General features: G+C 52.8%; 16 protein-coding genes and 2 pseudogenes. 6 read left to right on the top strand and 12 right to left on the bottom strand.

All coding sequences use genetic code 11. The features are described from left to right. Window positions 1-60 precede the first annotated feature (60 nt). The 4 genes from spxH to I656_RS13400 form a co-directional block, all read right to left on the bottom strand. Window positions 61-954, bottom strand: coding sequence for a ClpXP adapter protein SpxH (spxH, locus tag I656_RS13385; RefSeq protein WP_011230325.1), 894 nt, complete (start codon window positions 952-954; stop codon window positions 61-63). After that, complete coding sequence (locus I656_RS13390) at window positions 947-1,360, bottom strand: hypothetical protein (protein ID WP_011230326.1); 414 nt, start codon at window positions 1,358-1,360, stop codon at window positions 947-949. The genes spxH and I656_RS13390 overlap by 8 nt, the downstream gene beginning before the upstream one ends. Window positions 1,361-1,462: 102 nt before the next feature. Beyond that, on the bottom strand, window positions 1,463-2,086 hold the full coding sequence (locus I656_RS13395) for a lytic transglycosylase domain-containing protein (protein ID WP_011230327.1): 624 nt from the start codon (window positions 2,084-2,086) through the stop codon (window positions 1,463-1,465). Beyond that, window positions 2,083-2,676: a CYTH domain-containing protein gene (locus I656_RS13400; protein WP_011230328.1), complete on the bottom strand. Its 594-nt coding sequence runs from the start codon at window positions 2,674-2,676 to the stop codon at window positions 2,083-2,085. Before I656_RS13400 ends, I656_RS13395 begins: the two co-directional genes overlap by 4 nt. A 135-nt stretch (window positions 2,677-2,811) precedes the next feature. Between I656_RS13400 and I656_RS13405 the strand changes: the two genes are divergently transcribed. The 4 genes from I656_RS13405 to I656_RS13420 all read left to right on the top strand — a co-directional run bounded on the left by I656_RS13405 (window position 2,812) and on the right by I656_RS13420 (window position 5,836). Beyond that, a complete protein-coding gene (locus I656_RS13405) occupies window positions 2,812-3,189 on the top strand; it encodes a hypothetical protein (protein WP_020753835.1) in 378 nt (125 codons plus the stop codon). Between the two features lie 128 nt (window positions 3,190-3,317). After that, entirely contained in the window at window positions 3,318-3,956 is a 639-nt protein-coding gene (locus tag I656_RS13410; protein ID WP_011230330.1) for a GTP pyrophosphokinase family protein, read from the top strand. After that, a complete protein-coding gene (locus I656_RS13415) occupies window positions 3,953-4,768 on the top strand; it encodes an NAD kinase (protein WP_011230331.1) in 816 nt (271 codons plus the stop codon). Before I656_RS13410 ends, I656_RS13415 begins: the two co-directional genes overlap by 4 nt. Window positions 4,769-4,924: 156 nt before the next feature. Next, the gene (locus tag I656_RS13420; RefSeq protein WP_015374166.1) at window positions 4,925-5,836 is read left to right on the top strand and encodes an RluA family pseudouridine synthase; all 912 of its coding nucleotides are present in this window, start codon (window positions 4,925-4,927) and stop codon (window positions 5,834-5,836) included. On the opposite strand, the pseudogene prpE reads toward I656_RS13420, so the two are convergent. Then, window positions 5,833-6,569 (bottom strand): annotated as a pseudogene (prpE, locus tag I656_RS0114620) (bis(5'-nucleosyl)-tetraphosphatase PrpE). The gene I656_RS13420 and the pseudogene prpE overlap by 4 nt on opposite strands. A 202-nt stretch (window positions 6,570-6,771) precedes the next feature. Beyond that, complete coding sequence (locus tag I656_RS13425; RefSeq protein WP_033004719.1) at window positions 6,772-7,947, bottom strand: FtsW/RodA/SpoVE family cell cycle protein; 1,176 nt, start codon at window positions 7,945-7,947, stop codon at window positions 6,772-6,774. Between the two features lie 198 nt (window positions 7,948-8,145). Here I656_RS13425 and fabI point away from each other — a divergent pair, with 198 nt between their 5' ends. After that, the gene (fabI, locus tag I656_RS13430; protein ID WP_015374168.1) at window positions 8,146-8,922 is read left to right on the top strand and encodes an enoyl-ACP reductase FabI; all 777 of its coding nucleotides are present in this window, start codon (window positions 8,146-8,148) and stop codon (window positions 8,920-8,922) included. A gap of 119 nt (window positions 8,923-9,041) precedes the next feature. Further along, window positions 9,042-9,452 carry a CotO family spore coat protein gene (locus I656_RS13435; protein WP_011230336.1) on the top strand — a complete coding sequence of 137 codons (411 nt, stop codon included), beginning with the start codon at window positions 9,042-9,044 and terminating at the stop codon, window positions 9,450-9,452. Between the two features lie 155 nt (window positions 9,453-9,607). Here the strand turns inward: I656_RS13435 and I656_RS13440 are convergent, their stop codons facing one another. From I656_RS13440 to I656_RS13460, 6 genes and pseudogenes are all read right to left on the bottom strand, one after another. Continuing rightward, window positions 9,608-11,179 (bottom strand): glycosyltransferase family 4 protein, encoded by a 1,572-nt coding sequence (locus I656_RS13440; RefSeq protein WP_020753827.1) that lies wholly within the window; start codon window positions 11,177-11,179, stop codon window positions 9,608-9,610. Window positions 11,180-11,181: 2 nt separating this feature from the next. Continuing rightward, window positions 11,182-12,276 carry a CotS family spore coat protein gene (locus I656_RS13445; protein WP_020753826.1) on the bottom strand — a complete coding sequence of 365 codons (1,095 nt, stop codon included), beginning with the start codon at window positions 12,274-12,276 and terminating at the stop codon, window positions 11,182-11,184. Between the two features lie 255 nt (window positions 12,277-12,531). Beyond that, a complete protein-coding gene (locus I656_RS13450) occupies window positions 12,532-13,686 on the bottom strand; it encodes a glycosyltransferase family 4 protein (protein ID WP_020753825.1) in 1,155 nt (384 codons plus the stop codon). Next, complete coding sequence (locus I656_RS13455) at window positions 13,683-14,639, bottom strand: NAD-dependent epimerase/dehydratase family protein (RefSeq protein ID WP_020753824.1); 957 nt, start codon at window positions 14,637-14,639, stop codon at window positions 13,683-13,685. Before I656_RS13455 ends, I656_RS13450 begins: the two co-directional genes overlap by 4 nt. Continuing rightward, window positions 14,636-15,916: pseudogene (locus I656_RS0114615) on the bottom strand (UDP-glucose/GDP-mannose dehydrogenase family protein). The gene I656_RS13455 and the pseudogene I656_RS0114615 overlap by 4 nt, the downstream one beginning before the upstream one ends. Window positions 15,917-16,097: 181 nt before the next feature. Further along, window positions 16,098-17,180, bottom strand: coding sequence for a glycosyltransferase (locus I656_RS13460; RefSeq protein WP_020753820.1), 1,083 nt, complete (start codon window positions 17,178-17,180; stop codon window positions 16,098-16,100). Between the last annotated feature and the right edge of the window lie 41 nt (window positions 17,181-17,221).

The raw sequence follows: 17,221 nt of genomic DNA, 5'->3' as shown, positions 1-17,221 counted from the left end.
GGATGGGCGCAAGAAAAAGCCCGGCGTCAGCCGGGCTTTTTCTTGCGCCCATCCCTGCTTTTAGGGACGGGAATCATCGATATAGCGCCAAAATGTTCCGTGTTTGACGGGCACCCGCTCCACTTTTTGCTTTAGCTGCAACTTTTTCATTTCCGTTTCCGCTTCTTGGATCGTCCAGTTGTACACAACGGCAACTTCCTTTGTGGCGACGAATTTAAAATGGCTTAAAAATGATTCCAGCGGAGGAGGAGAGGACGGTTCAGGATGGAAGCCGAGCATTTCAGCGATCAATTCGACGTAGATGTCGTACGGATAGCATCCGGAAATTTTAATGCCTTCGTCTTCAATGTTTTCATTAAACAACACAAGCGTCGGAATTTCGTCGACGTCCATTTCCGATGTGATTTTTAAATCGCATTGGAACGCTTTCGCCGCTCCCGGCGAGTGCATGTCGCGCAAAAATTCATCGACATCCAAGCCCGCTTTGACGGCGCATTCGGCGAGCACCGACAAATCGGCGACATTTTGTTTTTCGAGAAAGAGCTGTTCTTGCAGCTTGCGCAAAAAGCGAAGGCCAGCCCGCTTTCCTTGCATTTCCGCCGCTTTAATGGCGAGCGATGGGGCGAACGGGCTCGAAATCGGGTTTTCGAGCCAAACGCTGCCGTCGCATGACATGCCGGTGCGGTTCGCCGCCCACTCCCACGCTTTCGCCATTGCCTCCGGCTTCGTTCCTTTGCGCGCGCTCCATGTCGCCCATGTTCCGCTCAATATGTGCCTTAAGGTAAAAAAACGGCCGTATTCGATCGTCAGTTTTTTGATGACTGGTTCAAGCCCCCAGCATTCCGGGCATAAAGGATCGATAAACAAATACAGCTCGAGCGGTTTGTTCGTGTTGCCTAGCGGCTGGGAAGGGTAGCAAGTTGATGTCGTCTTCCCAGCAAACTTCTCACTCAAGGGTATGCTCCTTTCTGTCCAGATGATCTGGGGTATTGACCATATGATGGGCGGTGAGTACGAGCCGGTGATAAAACTGTTCGCGCGCCGGCCCGGACAAGCCGATTTCATCCATGGCTGCCCGCATGCAGGCAAGCCACGCTTCCGCCCGCTTCGGCGTGATTTCAAAGCGGAGATGGCGCGCCCTCAGCATGGGGTGTCCATGCTCTGCCGTGTAAAGAGGGGGGCCGCCTAAATATTGTGTTAAAAACTGTTTTTGCTTGCGGGCGGTTTCCGTCAAATCGTCAGGGAAAATGGGCCGCAAGTCCGGATGCGCGGCCACGCGACGGTAAAATGCTTCGACAAGTTTCGCAACCGTCTCCTCTCCGCCGATCGCCTCATAAAGAGTTTGCCATTGTTCACCCATCGCGGATGCTCCTTTTGTTTGAAAATCATTCGTTGTCGTTTGATTGCTATTTTATCAACAGCACGCATGGATCTCAAACAAAGTGACTCGAGCGCCGCTCGTTTATGTGCGGTAGCTTTTCAACACGCGTTCGACATACGCCCGCGTTTCGGCAAATGGCGGCACGCCCCCATAGCGGTCGACGTGCCCGGGCCCGGCGTTGTAGGCGGCTAAGGCGAGAGTGATATTGCCGCTGTACCGGTCAAGGAGCTGGCGCAAATATTTTACGCCGCCGTCGATGTTTTGCGCCGGATCAAGCGGGTTGTTGACGCCGAGCATTTTTGCCGTGCTTGGCATGAGCTGCATGAGTCCAAGCGCTCCAGCCGGGCTTTTCGCATCGGGACGGAAATTTGACTCATGGCGAATGACGGCGCGGATGAGCTGCGGGTCAACATCGTATTTTTCCGCTGCCGCCGCGATTAAAGCATCGATGGAAGAAGATGAGTTGGTTGCAGCACCCGCTTCATGTTCGAGCGGGGCGCTGCGATGGCCGGCGGGCGCCGGGGGCTGACCGCTTAGGGCAGCTTGAGGCGCCTCGGCAGAAGATTCCTCACCGCGGCTGAGAGATTCGGCAAGCAAGCTTGAAAACAAGGATGGCACCGGCGATGGCAACAGGCTGGAGCGTCCGGGTGAGAACGCATTGAGCGCCTGCCATTCGATGAGCAGCTTTAATGGCGAAACGGTCATCGTCTTTCCTCCATTTCTTTCATGCGGGCGTAAAAGCGGGCGATTTTGTTTGGCGCCGGGCGGCGCGGGATGCCGAGCGCCTCAAGCAGGCGCAAAAACCGCTTTTCACCCGCTTCCACGTGATCCACTTCATATTCAAGTTCGTAATCTTCGCTTTGCAAGTAACAGTTATGGTCAAGGCATAGCGTGCCGCCTTCATGCGGCCATTCGGCTCGGTCGGTGACAAGGGAGCCAAAGCAGCGCACCTCGTGTGGGTTGATGCCCAGTTCTGCAAGCAAATCGGCGATCGCCCCGCGCGGCGCCGCTATACCAGCAAGCAACGCTTCCGCTTCAGACAGCGAAAGCGGCTCATGGATTTCCAAAATGGTCCCGTCCGCCCGCGTTTGTTTCAGCGTCAAGGTCAGGCGTCCCTCTTTCGCCCGGATGCGCAGCGCTGCCGCTCGTTCTTTCAGGGCGAATGACGGGGTGTCAAAGTAATGGTTTTCCTGGCGGAAGAAAGCGCCATCATCAAGGCGGAAGGCGGCGCGGACGGCAGCAAACTCCGCTGCCGTTAACAAGTTTTTTAATTCGATTTCGATTTCTTGATGCATCGTGAATCCCCTTCAGACAGGATAGTCGTCTCCCTCTATTATCAGCTGTTTTCCGGCGAATATCAATTATTTCGCCTGTATAGGGTGAATATGGTAAAATAAAGGGCGGATGGTTGATGCGGAAGGAGAGAAAACATGAACGAAAAATGGATCGTCGAGCGGGTGGAGCGGGAAGGCGGCCGGCTTTGGCTGTATGTCAATGATGCTCCGGTTCCGCTTGCCCGCGTAACGCCGAAACGCCATATGCTTGTCGATTCGGATGCGTTGGCGTTTGCGTACATTTTGGAAACCGATGACCGCTTTCTATATGTCATGATTCCGAAGCCGTGGTGGCCTGAGCTAAAGGCGGCGCTTGACGCCAAGGAGCCGGTCTGGCTTCGATGTGGAGAGAGGACGCTTGAGCTTGAACAGTTTCACGATGAACTGTCTTATTTGCTTGAAAATATTCGCGGCAACGCCAACTATGGCGAGGCGCTTGAACAGGCGGTGCAAGACGTGTTTTTTGAGCCATAAGCCGGGGGGTTCCCTTTCCGGCGCGTTAGGATCGGGAGCGGCCCGGTGAATTCGACAGATGAGCGGTTCCATCGAGCAGCAAGAGACGTAAGCCGCGGGAGATCGAAAACATGTAGGCAGGTGGTACGATGGTCAACCATTGGGACTTGTTTTTAGCCCCGTATAAGCAGGCGGTTGAGGAGCTGAAAGTGAAGCTAAGGGGCATTCGCGCCCAATTCGAGATGATTGAAGCGCACTCGCCGATTGAGTTTGTCACCGGACGGGTGAAGCCAGTTGCCAGCATTTTGGATAAGGCGCAAAAGAAAAACATCCCGCTCGACCGTCTTGAGGAAGAGATGCAAGATATTGCGGGGCTGCGCATCATGTGCCAGTTTGTCGATGACATTAAGACCGTCGTCGAGCTATTGCGCCAGCGCAACGATTTTACGATTGTTGAAGAACGCGATTACATCACGCAAAAAAAAGAGAGCGGCTACCGCTCGTACCATGTCGTCATCCGCTATCCAGTGCAGACGATCCGCGGTGAAAAAAACATTTTGGCGGAGATTCAAATTCGAACGTTGGCGATGAACTTTTGGGCGACGATTGAGCATTCGTTGAACTATAAGTACAGCGGGCGTTTCCCCGAAGATATCAAAGTTCGGCTGCAGCGCGCCGCGGAGGCGGCCTATCGCCTCGATGAGGAGATGTCGAAAATCCGCTTTGAAATTCAAGAAGCGCAGGCTGCTTTTTCTCGAAAACAAGAAGCAAAAGGAGAAGGGCAATGAAACGGACGGACGCGCCGCTCGTGTTCGCCATCACGTCCAAAGGCGACGACATATCAAACGCTCTGGCGCAAAAAATGAAAACGTATTTGCTTGACTTTGACTTGCGTTACGATGAAGAGGAACCTGATCTCGTCATTTCGGTTGGCGGTGATGGAACGCTGTTGTATGCGTTCCATCGCTATTGCCATCGGTTGGACAAGACGGCGTTTGTCGGAGTCCATACTGGCCATCTCGGCTTTTACGCAGACTGGGTGCCGGAGGAACTCGAAAAGCTCGTCATCGCCATCGCCAAGACGCCGTACCAAGTGGTCGAATACCCGCTCCTTGAGGTGACGATCCGCTATCTCAACGGCGGAAGCGAGGCAAAGTATTTAGCGCTCAATGAATGCACAGTCAAGTGCGTCAGCGGGACGCTCGTGATGGATGTCGAGATTCGCGGCGACTTGTTTGAGCGGTTCCGCGGCGACGGGTTGTGCATTTCGACGCCGACCGGCAGCACGGCTTACAATAAAGCGCTCGGTGGCGCGATTTTGCATCCTTCGCTTGAGGCGATTCAAGTGACCGAGATGGCGTCGATCAACAACCGCGTGTTTCGGACAATCGGTTCGCCGCTCGTGCTGCCGGCGCACCATACGTGTTTACTCAAGCCGGTCAACCACGTCGATTTTCAAATTACGATCGACCATTTGTCACTGTTGCATAAAGAAGTGAAGTCGATTCAATGCCGGGTGGCCGATGAAAAGGTGCGTTTCGCCCGCTTTCGGCCGTTTCCGTTTTGGCGGCGGGTGCGCGACTCGTTTATCGCCGACTGAGGGAAAGCACGCCTCCTTGGTTAGGCAACGCTTCCTGTTTGCGGCGAGGTGATGGTCTTTTGGCGCGGATGCCGATTCCGTTTTCGCGGCGCCAAAGAAAAGTGGATGGAACACGATGAGCAAGACGGAGATTTTTGATCAGAAAGGTGACGAACATTGCCGCCGTTTACCATGACCTTTTCCATCGATGAACAGCACGACGGAAAGCTGCTGCGCCAGTTTTTGCAAGAGAACGGCATTTCGCGGACGGCGCTTACCGATATTAAATTCCATGGCGGGGCGCTGTTGGTTGACGGTCGGCCCGTCACCGTCCGCCATGTGCTGCGCGCCGGCGAGACGCTGTCGGTTGTCTTTCCGCCGGAGCGGACAAGCGATTGGATGGACGCAGAAGCGATGCCGCTTGACATTCTGTATGAAGACGATTACGTCCTTGTTGTCAACAAACCAGCGGGATTGGCGACGATTCCGTCGCGCCACCACCCGGGCGGGACGCTCGCCAATGGCTTGCTTCACCATTATCGAAAGCAGCAGCTCGACTCGACCGTCCATATCGTCACCCGGCTTGACCGCGACACGTCCGGGCTCGTGCTCGTCGCCAAGCACCGCCACGTTCATCATTTGTTGTCGGCATTGCAGCAAAAAGGGCACGTTGTGCGCACGTATGAGGCCATTTGCCATGGCGTCATCGTCGAGGATGAAGGGACGATTGACGCCCCCATCGGCCGCCAAAGCGACAGCATCATTGCCCGCGAAGTGCGGGAAGACGGGAAGTCGGCTGTCACTCATTTTCGTGTACTTGAGCGGCTTTATGGCTATACATACGTTTCGCTCCGGCTGGAGACGGGGCGCACGCACCAAATCCGCGTTCATTTGGCTTATCTCGGCCACCCGCTCGCCGGCGATGAACTGTACGGCGGGAGCCGGGAGATGATCGGCCGCCAGGCGCTTCATAGCCGGCAGCTGTCGTTTTTTCACCCGTTTGCCGGGCGCTGGTATACATGTTCCGCCCCGCTTCCTGACGATATGGAACTCCTCCTCGAGGCAACGCGCAGACGGTGCGCTGATTAGGAGAACGTGCGGAATTTTTCCGGGACGAACGGCATCGAGGAAGGAACGGATACCGTTTCCATTTCCGGATAGCGCAAGGCGGTCAGCGCACCGCCGAATACGCAGCCGGTGTCGATGTTGACCGTCCGCCCGACAAACCGCGGTTTTTCGACCGGCGTGTGGCCGTATACAACCCATGCGCTGCCGTGATACCGTTTCGCCCAGTCGCGGCGCACCGGCGTCCCGTCCGGGTTCGTTTCGCCGGTGATGTCCCCATACAGGACGAACGTCTTGACTTTTTTGTCCGTCCGCCCGATATAGTCGTGACGGATGCCGGCGTGGGCGATGACAAGGCGCCCCTCATCGAGCACCGCATACAGCGGCGCCTGTTCATACAGGCGGATGAACTTGCGGCGGATCATCTCTTGTTCGCTTGGAGCAAGGCGCGATATTCCGCGACCGTCGTCTCAAGCCCGTGGGCGATTTGCACGTTTCGTCCTAAAAAAAAGCGGTACAGCTTATTGCAATGGTTGCCTGGCACGTAGTAAGCCAAATTTCGCTCAACAAGGGCGCAGACGATCTCGATCATGTTCAGCGATTCAGGACCGCGGTCGGTCAAATCGCCGACGAAGCCGAGCTTTCGTCCGTCGGGATGAATTGGCACCCCTTCGTCCCAATGGTAGCCGAGTGTTTCCGTCAATGCGGCGAATTCGCGGAAGCAGCCATGAATGTCGCCGATGATGTCCACCTGCATAGGATGAGCTCCTTTCTAGCCCGAATCGTTATACTACCAGTATGTCCGTTCGACAGGGAAAAGAAAAGATGAGGCAGCCTTGCCCTACCCATCGAAGGCGCTGTTCAAAAAGCAGTGGCCGCGGCGGGGAGCGGAACAAAGAAGGGGCCTTGGGCCGGGATGAAGGCCAAAAGAAAGCCGCCTGCGGACGCAGCAAGCGGCTTTATTCATCGCTCGAGAACATAAACTTCCGCGTTCGCGAATGAACGTTTAAGACGAGGCCGATCGCCAGCATATAAGTCGCCAGCGAGCTTCCTCCATAGCTGATGAACGGAAGCGGCAACCCCGTGATCGGCAAAAGTCCAATCGTCATGCCAATGTTTTGGAACACTTGGAACGTAATCATGCCCGCGACGCCGGCACATAAATAGCTGCCGTATAAATCGTTGCTCTCCAAGGCAATATGGATCATGCGATAAATGAGCAGGAAAAAGAGAGACACGACGATGCTTGAGCCGACAAATCCGAACTGTTCGGAGATGACGCCAAACACAAAGTCTGTGTGCGCCTCTGGCAAATAGACTTGTAAGTTGCCCAATCCTTTCCCATACAGTTCCCCTGACCCAATGGCCATGAGCGAACGGATGAGCTGGAAGCCTTGTTCGTTGGAATATTCATATGGAGCCAGCCAGCCGTAAAACCGGTTCAACTGGTAATCTTCTTTAATAATGTACTTATGGAAGAAATCAGGAAAATAAAAGAAAATGAACACAACGACTGCCACCATTGTTACACCGGAAAAGACAATGCCGAAAATGATGCGCCAGCGGATGCCGGAAACGAGCACCAAGGTGGCGGTGATGGCCATAAACACCATCGACATGCCCATGTCCGGCTGCTTGGCGAGCAAAATAAGCGGCGGCAAGACGGTCAAAGCGATTTTGCCAAGCAATTTAAAATCATCGCTGATCGTCGGTTCGGGATATTTTTCCCGATGGTTGACGATGATGCGACTTAGGACGATGATCATAAAAATTTTCATCAGCTCGGATGGTTGAAAGTTGCCTCCAGGTAGATGATACCAGCTCGTCGCCCCCTTAATGGTTACGGATCCTGGGACGTTCAATTCCAGCCCAAGCAACAGCAACATCCCGAATCCATACAAATACCAAGCGATTTGAAACAGCCGATCATAGTCAATGATCATCGTCAAGGCGATCACGACAGCGCCGATGGCGTACCATTGCAGCTGTTTCGAAGCGAAGTTGACGTTTTGCAGTTTCTCCGGCAGCATCGGTTCTGCGCTATGGATGGCGATGGCGCTGACGACCGCCATCAAGAATAAAAGGAACAGCATATGGTAATCAAGCTTCGATTTGGAAAAACGATCATGATCCATGGAACGATCCTCTCCATTCAAATGTGCCATATACCATATTAGCGAATCGCGCCGGTTTTGCAAAGTGGGAAAAACCGCCGCCAGCATGAAGGAATCGGAAGGCAAAAGGGAAGCGTGCATTTACATCGGCCGCCGCATCGCCTATAATAGAATTAACACCTGGTGCTAAGAATAAATGATAATTGGGAGGATGAACGAATGGTCTTATCGTTGGAAGGACGTACATATGTCGTGATGGGGGTGGCGAACAAACGAAGCATCGCCTGGGGCATCGCTCGTTCGCTTCACGCTGCCGGCGCTCGGTTGGTGTTTACGTATGCCGGAGAGCGGTTTGAAAAAGAGGTGCGGGCGCTTGTGGATACGCTTGGGGACGAACGTTCGCTTCTGCTGCCATGCGATGTGGCAAAAGATGAAGACATCGTTCAATGTTTCGCGCAAATCAAACAACAAGTCGGCGTCATCCATGGCGTCGCTCATTGCATCGCCTATGCCAATAAAGAAGACTTGAGCGGTGAGTATATGAACGTAAGCCGCGAAGGCTTTTTGCTCGCCCACAATATCAGCGCATATTCGCTCACCGCGGTTGCGCGCGAGGCGAAAGAGCTGATGACGGAAGGCGGCAGCATCGTCACCCTCACGTACTTAGGCGGCGAGCGCGTCGTGCAAAACTACAACATTATGGGTGTGGCGAAAGCGTCGCTTGATGCGAGCGTGAAATATTTGGCGAACGATTTAGGCAAATACGGCATCCGCGTCAATGCCATTTCCGCTGGACCGATTCGCACACTGTCGGCCAAAGGGGTGAGCGATTTCAACTCGATTTTAAAGCAAATCGAAGAACGCGCTCCGCTCCGCCGGACGACGACCCAAGAAGAAGTCGGCGATGCGGCGCTGTTTTTGTTCAGCGACTTGTCGCGCGGCATCACCGGGGAAATTATTCACGTCGACTCGGGATACCACATTTTAGGATATTAAAAACGTGCGAGCAGCCGTTCCTGTTGATGGAGCGGCTGTTTTTTGCTTGACTTGGGCAATTATTGAGATCACGGGCATACATATATAAGGTAAGGCAAGCATGGAAAAGGGGGATCGACGTGCGGAAACAAAACGTTGTGGAGACGGAGCCGTTGCTTTACATTGTGCAGCCAAAAGCGATGCGGGCGGCGGCGCATATGCAAGAAACGTTTATGTGGACTAGCCGAACGCAACAGGAAGAGGAAGGAAATTCCAACGATGAACGAGGCGGCGAGGAGGAACCGACTGAATTTTTTGCCAAAAAAGAATTCCAAGCGATGGCGCTCGACGAGCGGCTGGCCTTTTTGGCGGAGCTGCCCGGCCATTTGCCGCCGCTGAAATGCCAATTTGTCATGAAGGATAAGAGCTATGAAGGCATATTAAAGAAGTGCACGGCGACCGAGTTGACGATCGCCGATGAACAGGGAAACGAAACGGTCATCGGGCGCGCGCAGCTTCTCGCGGTGACGATGATCGGGTTTGTGCAGTAACGCATTTCCTTGCGTTGAAACGCATCTTTGCCTGAATGCGTTGCGGCGCCAGGAAAGGATGATGAGGGTTTGTTTCCTTCATTTGCTGTGGGAGTGTATTCTCATTTTTATTTTGGATGTCCGTCATTTTCTTCGTTGGCGATTTTCGATTCGTGTTAGTGTGAGCTTGCAATCGTAAAATGTTTGGTGTCATGTTTCGCTTGAGCCAATTTGCGGTTCAAATGCGTTTTAGGCGACGCGTCCAGCGTTTGTTGGTTGCCGCTTGCAATGGTAAAAGGTTTTATGTGGCGGCCGGTTTGGGGCTGTTTAGGAGCTGGGGCGCTTTTCGCGAGTTCAGTTCGCTCTGCCGCAGCTTCTTTTTGTTTGGCTGTTTGTTGATGGTCTTCCATTGATATGGCACGCTCTTTTTTGGTTTTTCCCTTTTTCGTTTTGTCGGATGACGCTGCCGCGTTCTTTTTCGAGTGGACTTTTTCTTTTGCATCCGCTTTAGGGGTTGGCCGGTTCCGTTGTTCTGTTGCATCTTCTTTCAGCGGTTCTATTGTCATGCCGGCTGCTTGTTCTTCACTCACTACAGCTTGTTCTGTTTTCTCCGCCTGCTCCCAAACTTCCAATAACTCGGAAGCGACTCGCTCCCAATGATAGATCGAAATCGCAAGCTGCCGGCCTTTTTCTCCCATTCTTCTCATCAATGATTGATCCGATAATATTTGGGCAATCTTGTTGGCAAAATCACTTGGGTCCTCCGGATTTTCTACGATAAGGCCGTTTTCATTGGCGAAAATGACTTCCGGATTGCCGCCTCTCGCGGTCGTTACGATCGGAAGGCCTGCTGCCATGGCCTCATAGTGGACGCGCGCCAACGGTTCCTGCCATTGCGAGGTGCATACAAACAAATCAGCCGCCGCAAACCAATTTTGGATTTCATTCGGTGGGACAAAGCCTGTCGTGACAACGGGGACAGGCATTCGTTTCGCCAGTGCTCTTACATATGCGACATAATCAGTAATGTCATTTTCGCTAAACCAGTTGCTCCCGACAATCACCAGGGCTAAGTTTTTAAATTTTTTTGCCAGCTCCGGCAATGCTAGAATGAGTTTATCGACCCCTTTATTGCGAGACAGCCTTCCGGCGAACAAAATGACCGTTTTGTTTTCCAACCCATGCGCCCGCCGAATGTCGTTGCGTATTTTCTGCATTTTTGGATGATTTCCCGGCAAAAATCGTTCGCTGTCTACTCCAGAATAAATCGTGCGCAATTTTGGCGATGCCTGCGGATATAGACTGCGGATGACATTGCCAATATAATCGCTCACTGTTACGATGTAGGCCACTTCTGCGATGGCCGCCGTTGCTTCTTCTGGATCGATTTTTTCCGGTTGAAACATATCATTGTGCATACTTAACGTCATTTTGGCGTCGGGCGCTGCCTGCCGGATGGGCAGAACAAGGCGGGGGCGGTTAAAGATATGGATGAGATCGAACTCGTTCGCTTCCACATAACGAACAACGTTTTCCCGGTATATTTCAAATACTTTGCCCGGTACGCGCACGTAATGAACCCCGTTGATCGTTTCCTCTTCGGGTAGCGATGAATCGCTGATGCCCAAAATGGTGATATCATGGAAGCGGCTTACATGTGGGAGAATGCCGGCAATATACGTTTGGATCGCCCCGCCGAGCACAGGGGGAACGGGGAGTTTTTCTGTGCAAACCATCAAAATCCTCATATTTATCCCACTCCTTTCCAGTCATTTTCGATTTCTGCCAATACAGGCCACTTTGACTGGTCGGTTTCGACAATCGTTTGAATTAACTGTGCTGTTTGTTCATTGAGAAAAATTTCCGGTTCATAGACGACTTCTTTCATATTTTTATAAAATTCGTTTGGCATGGCCAAGTCAATCATCAAAAGCTCGTATAATTCAGGTGTGATTGGATTTGCTTCGTGGTACGCTAGAATCATTTCCCGCACCCATGTTGCATCCCATTTGTATAAATCCGCCATTGTGCCGCTAATGAGTTTTCGTAAATCACGAATCGGAAGGTCAAAGGCAACTCCGTCGAGATCAATAATCCACATTCCGTCCGCGCCCATTTGGCCGTTGGACCAACCGTAGTCTTGGTGAACCAACCCCCAATGAGCCGTTCCTTGCTTGACGAATTCAACATAGCTGGATTGCAGGAATCGTTCCATGCCTTTTCGCGCCTGTTCTTCAAATCGGTCAACTACCTCTAATAATGGTGGGCTTGCCGGCATTTCAGGGTAGTATTTGGCAATGTTCCGAAACCAGCTCATTTTCGTAATCATTTTTTCATAGTTTTTTGGCCATTTGTGCAGCCGCGAAGCCATTTCCGCCTGTTTTGGGGGGACATACCCTTTGCTTAGCCGATGGAATTCACCAAGGGCATAACAAAGCTTTCTTGCTCCTTCCAAATCCTTTGCAACTGGCGTCAACGGTTCAATCCATTCCGCCACAAACCATAGTTTTCCTCCTGCCTCGACATAACTTTTTCCATCCTTTGTTTTTACAATTGGCGGCACTCTTGCCTTGCGCACTTCCACTAAATATTCTTGTGCTCCTAGGCTGAATAGGCTCCTTGTCGGCCTCCGGTGCAGCAGCTTCAAACTTTTCGGGCCTGATTTCGTTTCGAGCTTCCAAATCGCTCCTCCCTTGTCCGGTTTTGTCGTAACGATTTGCATGTTTTGAACGGATAAATCGTAGTTTTTCAGCACTTCCTCTGCCAGCTGGATGATATACTCAGGGATAAAAAATTCATGGGTCGTTTCATCGACGAGCCATGGTTCAATAACGATGTCTTTCATGCTATCCCTCCTGTCAGGTATTTGGGAATGGACGAAGTGAAATATGTGTGATTGCTACTAGGATATGTATGGAGAACGAAATTGGACTGGGTAAGCTCATTAAATAGAGGATATTTCCCGAAGCCTCTGCAGTTTGACGAACTGGGGGGCGGCGAAAGTGTGACGAGTGGGGATAGATGCACAAGGAGCGGCATGGTTGATTTCATCGGAGAAAGAGAAAAAGGCTGTCCCGAAAACATTTCTCTTAGACAGCCCTTATTGGTTTGGGGAAAGAGAGGAACATGCTTCGATATAAACCGTTTCAAACCGCTTGGCCACATGGTGGAATTGAAATTGCTGTTCAACGAGCGTTCTTGCCTTTTTCGCCATGGTTTCCGCTTCATGTTTGTTCACAAGCATGTAATCAATCGCTTCAAAAAAAGCGTGCGGGTTTTGGTAGTCATCGATGACAAAGCCGGTTTCGCCGTGGCGGACGATTTCGGTGTTGCCGCCGCGGTTGGTTGTCACGACCGGAATGCCGGCGGCCATCGCTTCGTAATGAACGCGGGCGAGCGGCTCGTGCCATTGCGAGCTGCATACAAACACATCGGCCATTAAGAGCAGTTTGGGGATATGACTGTGCGGAACGTAATTCGTAAACAGAACGCGATCGGCCATCGGCGCCGCGAGCTCATGAAGCCAGTCGATGTATTCGCTTCGGCCGGTGTCGCCGAACCATTTTCCGCCGACGATGACAAGCGCTGCCTCGGGATGGCGGATCAAAAGGGATGGCAGGCATTGAATCAGCAAATGCGGTCCTTTTGTTTTGCTGAGTCGGCCGAGAAAGAGAACGACTTTTTTATCGGTGAGTCCGTACGCTTCGCGTTCCGCTTGGCGGATGCGCCTGCCTTCTTCCGTCCAGACGGGGATGTATTGGGAAGCATCGACTCCGGAATAAACGACTTTTACTTTCTGAGGATCGATTGGGTAACGGTTTGTCACCGTCCGTTTGATGTATTCACTGACGGCGGTCAGCAAGGTGCAGGCGTCTAGCGCCCGCTTCGCCTGTTCTGCTGTAATTTTCAGCGGGGAAAACATGTCGTTATGCAGGCTTAGCACAAAGGCGCTTTGCGGAGCCGCCGCTTGGTAATCGATGAGCGGAATAGGACGATTGAAGACGTGGACGACATCGAATTTGTGCGCGGCCAACGCACGTGCCACATCCGTTTCATACGTGGCTTTTGGAAAACGGATGTAGCGGATGTCTCCGTCTGTCTCTTCAGGCGGCAAAAGCGGATCAGCGATTGAAAAAATCGTCAGTTCGTGGCGTCGGGCGATCAATGGAGCAATCCCATCGATCATCATTTGAATGGCCCCGCCCCGCACTGCCGGGGCGGGCAGCTTTTCCGTGCAGACATAGGCGATTTTCATAAATGCTCACCCTCATACAGCGAACGGATGTATTCGATCTCTTTTTGTAGGCCGCCCTCAAGCGTTACAACCGGCTTGTACCCGAGCAGCCGCTCCGCTTTTGCCAAGTCGGCCCACGTTTGTTTCGGCTCTCCGCGGGCGGAGGGGGTATACTGAATGATCGCTTGTTTTCCCGTCAGCGTTTCCAGCAGACGGATCACCTCATTGACCGATGCTCGTTCTTTTCCGCCGATATTGATCGTTTCTCCAATGACGCCATCCCACTCGAGCGCGGCGATCGTTCCATCAACGCAGTCAGAAATATAGGTGAAATCGCGCGATTGTGTTCCGTCGCCGAACACGGTGAGCGGTTGTCCAGCGAGCAGCTGGCGGATGAAGCGGTGAAACGACATGTCCGGGCGCTGGCGCGGGCCATAGACGGTGAAATAGCGCAAAATGACGATCGGTACGGCGAACTCGCGAAAATAGACGCGGCATAAATGTTCGCCGGTGAGCTTCGTAATGCCATATGGGGAGAGCGGGGCCGGTTCAAGCGTTTCCGACAACGGGCCGCTCCGCTCGCCGTAGACGGATGAGGTCGAAGCGTAGATGAACCGTTTGAGTGGCCGGTCTTTGCATGCCTCAAGCAACCGCTGGGTAGTGGAAATGTTGTGTGCAGCATAGGCGGCAAACTCCGTCCCCCAGCTCGTTCGCACACCGGGCATGCCGGCTAAGTGGTAGACCGCTTCGACGTTTTGCAGCAAGGACGGCAAATCGGCTGTCAACAAATCCAGCTCAAGAAAGGTAAACCGTGGATGAGACTGCAAATGGGCAATGTTCTTCGCTTTTAGCGGCGACGGCGTCGGTCCGAGAAAGCCGTCGACGCCAATCACATGATGCTCGTCGTTTTCCAGCAGTTTTTCGCATAAATGGGAGCCGATAAATCCGGCCGCACCGGTGACGAGAATGTTCACGGGCGCCCCACCCCCATGTAGCGCAAACCGCTTTGTTCGACTGCATGGCGATCCAAACAGTTTCGACCGTCAAACACGAGCGTCCCATTCATCGCCGCTTTCACTTGCCCCCAGTCAAGCGTGCGGAATTCGTCCCAATCGGTGGCGATGACCAAGCCATCCGCCCCTTGGATCGCTTCGTGCACCGACTGGACTTGTGTGACGCGGGTGAGCGGCTCCGAGAGCGTTGCCTTCGGGTCGTAGGCGGCAACCGTACAGCCGTTTTCACTCAATCGGCGGATGAGCGCTTCAGCGGGGGAAAAACGCGTATCGTCTGTATTCGGCTTGAAGGAGATGCCAAGCACGGCGATCTTTTTGTCCGTCAATGGGGCAAGTTGCTCATTGAGTTTTTGGAAGCAAACGTCAAGCTGGGTGGCGTTGATGGTCTGCACCGCCTTCAGCAAATGCGGCTCCACTTGGCGCGAGCGCGCCGCATGTTCGAGCGCTTTGATATCTTTTGGAAAGCAAGATCCTCCATAGCCGAGGCCGGCCCGCAAAAAATGCGGCCGATGCGCGGGTCGAGGCCGATCCCGCGGGCGATGTCATTGACATCGACGGCAAACGCGTCACAGATGCGCGCCATTTCGTTAATAAAGGAAATTTTGGTCGCCAAAAACGCGTTGGCGGCGTATTTGATCAGTTCCGCGCCGGTCAGGCTTGTTGTGAGGTAAGGGGCATTGATGCCGGCATACACCGCCTGCATGACGGCAAGCGATTGGTCATCATCCGGTTCGAGTCCGACGACGATTTTGTCTGGGTGAAACATATCGTAGACAGCCGACCCTTCCCGCAAAAACTCTGGGTTGGATACGATGCGGAACAACTGCGGTTTCACTCCTTTGCGGATGAGCTCGGCACGCATCCATTCATTCGTCCCCGGAGACGGTGCTTTTCGTGACGATCGTTTTGTACGATTTGATCGTTGTTGCCAAGCGGTCGAGCACCGCTTCAATATAGCGCAAGTCGGTGCCGCCGTCGGGCCGCGGCGGGGTGCCGACACAAATGACAACGACGGCCGCCCGTTTGATATCATCCCAGCGGCCGCTGAACGTCAAATAATTATCATTTTTGGCAATCAATTCTTCGAGCCCTGGCTCATAAAACGGAACTTCCCCGTTATTGAGCAGGCGGATTTTCCGTTCATCATGATCAATGCAATGCACTTCATGCCCAAGTTCAGCAAGGACGGCAGCGGTGGTTAGTCCGACGTAGCCAGCGCCAATGATGCAGATGTTCATGCTAATAGGCCTCCTTCGTGAAATCTCCGGCTTTTATAGCGTATTAACGGACAAGTGTGGTTTGCTACATGGCAAGCGCCTAAAACGCTGGAAATGGTGCGGCCTATTTTCGTCGGACAACCTTTCTACTGTTTGGAAAGGAAAGGGGAAGAATTGAGCATCAAAAAAAACCAGGTGACAGTTACCTGGTTTTTTTGATGAATTCATCATACAGCCGCTCCTGCACCTTGATTTGTTTCGTGATATCAAACCGCTGTTCAATCACTTTGCGCGCTTTTTTCGTGAAGGATGGAATTCGTTCCGGATGTTCCAGAAAAAACCGAATGCCGTTCGCTAGCTCAAGATCGTCTCTTTCTGGTGCGAGATAGCCGGTGCGTTTGTGTTCGATCAATTCGGGGATGCCGGCGTGATTCGTTGAGACGACCGGCAGCCCGCTTGCCATCGCCTCTTTCAACACGTTGGGGATGCCTTCGATGTCTCCATCAGAAGCGGTCTCGCTCGCCAAGCAAAATAGATGGGCGCGTTCCATTTCGCGGGCGATTGAAGCGGCATCCATGGCACCCAGCAGGTCGACAAACGGATCGAGCTTCAGCTCGCTGACAAGCCGGCGGATGTTTTCTTCCTCTTTGCCGCTGCCGATGATGCGGAGGCGGCAGCGCGGATGAACTGCATGCACGCGCCAAAAGGCGCGCACGAGCGTTAAAAACCCTTTTTTCTCGACGAGCCGGCCGATCGAGAGAATGATGATGTCTCCGTTTGCAGGAATCGTCCGTTCCCGGTACGGAAATAAATCGAGCTCGATGCCGCCGTAGAGAACTTGAATTTTTTTCGGCGGAAAGCCTAGCGTGATCAGTTCATTGGCAAGGTAGCGGCAGACAGGAAGAAAGAGCGCCCCATGCTGTTTGAGCAAATGGTACCGTTTTTGATTGCGCCGCAAACTTTGATGCTTCGCCGATCCATCGCGGCCGCGGATGCTGACGACAAGCGGAATGCGATGGGCGATGCAAAGCGGAAGAATTTCGACGGCATGCTTTCCATGGTGAGCGTGAATGGCGACAATATTTTGTTCTTTGGCGAAGCGGCCGAAATCGTCGATGTCGTTGAGGCGGTAATAGTTGATGAGAGGAAACGGATGGATGCCGTCATCAGCGAATGACCCGATCATGATCGGGCGGTATTTTTTTAAATGAACCATTTGGTTGTAAATAAAACGTTGATTGATTTTCATTTTTTCATGAAGAAAGTGGGCGATCGTTTGTTTCATTTTTCTCTATCCCTCGCTTTTGAAAAAATCGGACAAGAATG

This window comes from Geobacillus sp. WSUCF1, from assembly GCF_000422025.1.
Taxonomy (GTDB): Bacteria; Bacillota; Bacilli; order Bacillales; family Anoxybacillaceae; genus Geobacillus; species Geobacillus zalihae.
The sequence above is the reverse complement of the archived record's forward strand: the minus strand, read 5'-3'. Positions and strand labels throughout refer to the sequence as shown.

Excerpts from the sequence above, each read along its gene's own strand:
- I656_RS13415 (WP_011230331.1), top strand. The coding sequence starts at position 3,953 with ATGAAACGGACGGACGCGCCGCTCGTGTTCGCCATCACGTCCAAAGGC.
- I656_RS13410 (WP_011230330.1), top strand. The coding sequence starts at position 3,318 with ATGGTCAACCATTGGGACTTGTTTTTAGCCCCGTATAAGCAGGCGGTT.
- I656_RS13390 (WP_011230326.1), bottom strand. The coding sequence starts at position 1,360 with ATGGGTGAACAATGGCAAACTCTTTATGAGGCGATCGGCGGAGAGGAG.
- I656_RS13440 (WP_020753827.1), bottom strand. The coding sequence starts at position 11,179 with ATGAGGATTTTGATGGTTTGCACAGAAAAACTCCCCGTTCCCCCTGTG.
- fabI (WP_015374168.1), top strand. The coding sequence starts at position 8,146 with ATGGTCTTATCGTTGGAAGGACGTACATATGTCGTGATGGGGGTGGCG.
- I656_RS13395 (WP_011230327.1), bottom strand. The coding sequence starts at position 2,086 with ATGACCGTTTCGCCATTAAAGCTGCTCATCGAATGGCAGGCGCTCAAT.
- I656_RS13450 (WP_020753825.1), bottom strand. The coding sequence starts at position 13,686 with ATGAAAATCGCCTATGTCTGCACGGAAAAGCTGCCCGCCCCGGCAGTG.
- I656_RS13400 (WP_011230328.1), bottom strand. The coding sequence starts at position 2,676 with ATGCATCAAGAAATCGAAATCGAATTAAAAAACTTGTTAACGGCAGCG.
- I656_RS13425 (WP_033004719.1), bottom strand. The coding sequence starts at position 7,947 with ATGGATCATGATCGTTTTTCCAAATCGAAGCTTGATTACCATATGCTG.
- I656_RS13445 (WP_020753826.1), bottom strand. The coding sequence starts at position 12,276 with ATGAAAGACATCGTTATTGAACCATGGCTCGTCGATGAAACGACCCAT.
- I656_RS13460 (WP_020753820.1), bottom strand. The coding sequence starts at position 17,180 with ATGAAACAAACGATCGCCCACTTTCTTCATGAAAAAATGAAAATCAAT.
- I656_RS13405 (WP_020753835.1), top strand. The coding sequence starts at position 2,812 with ATGAACGAAAAATGGATCGTCGAGCGGGTGGAGCGGGAAGGCGGCCGG.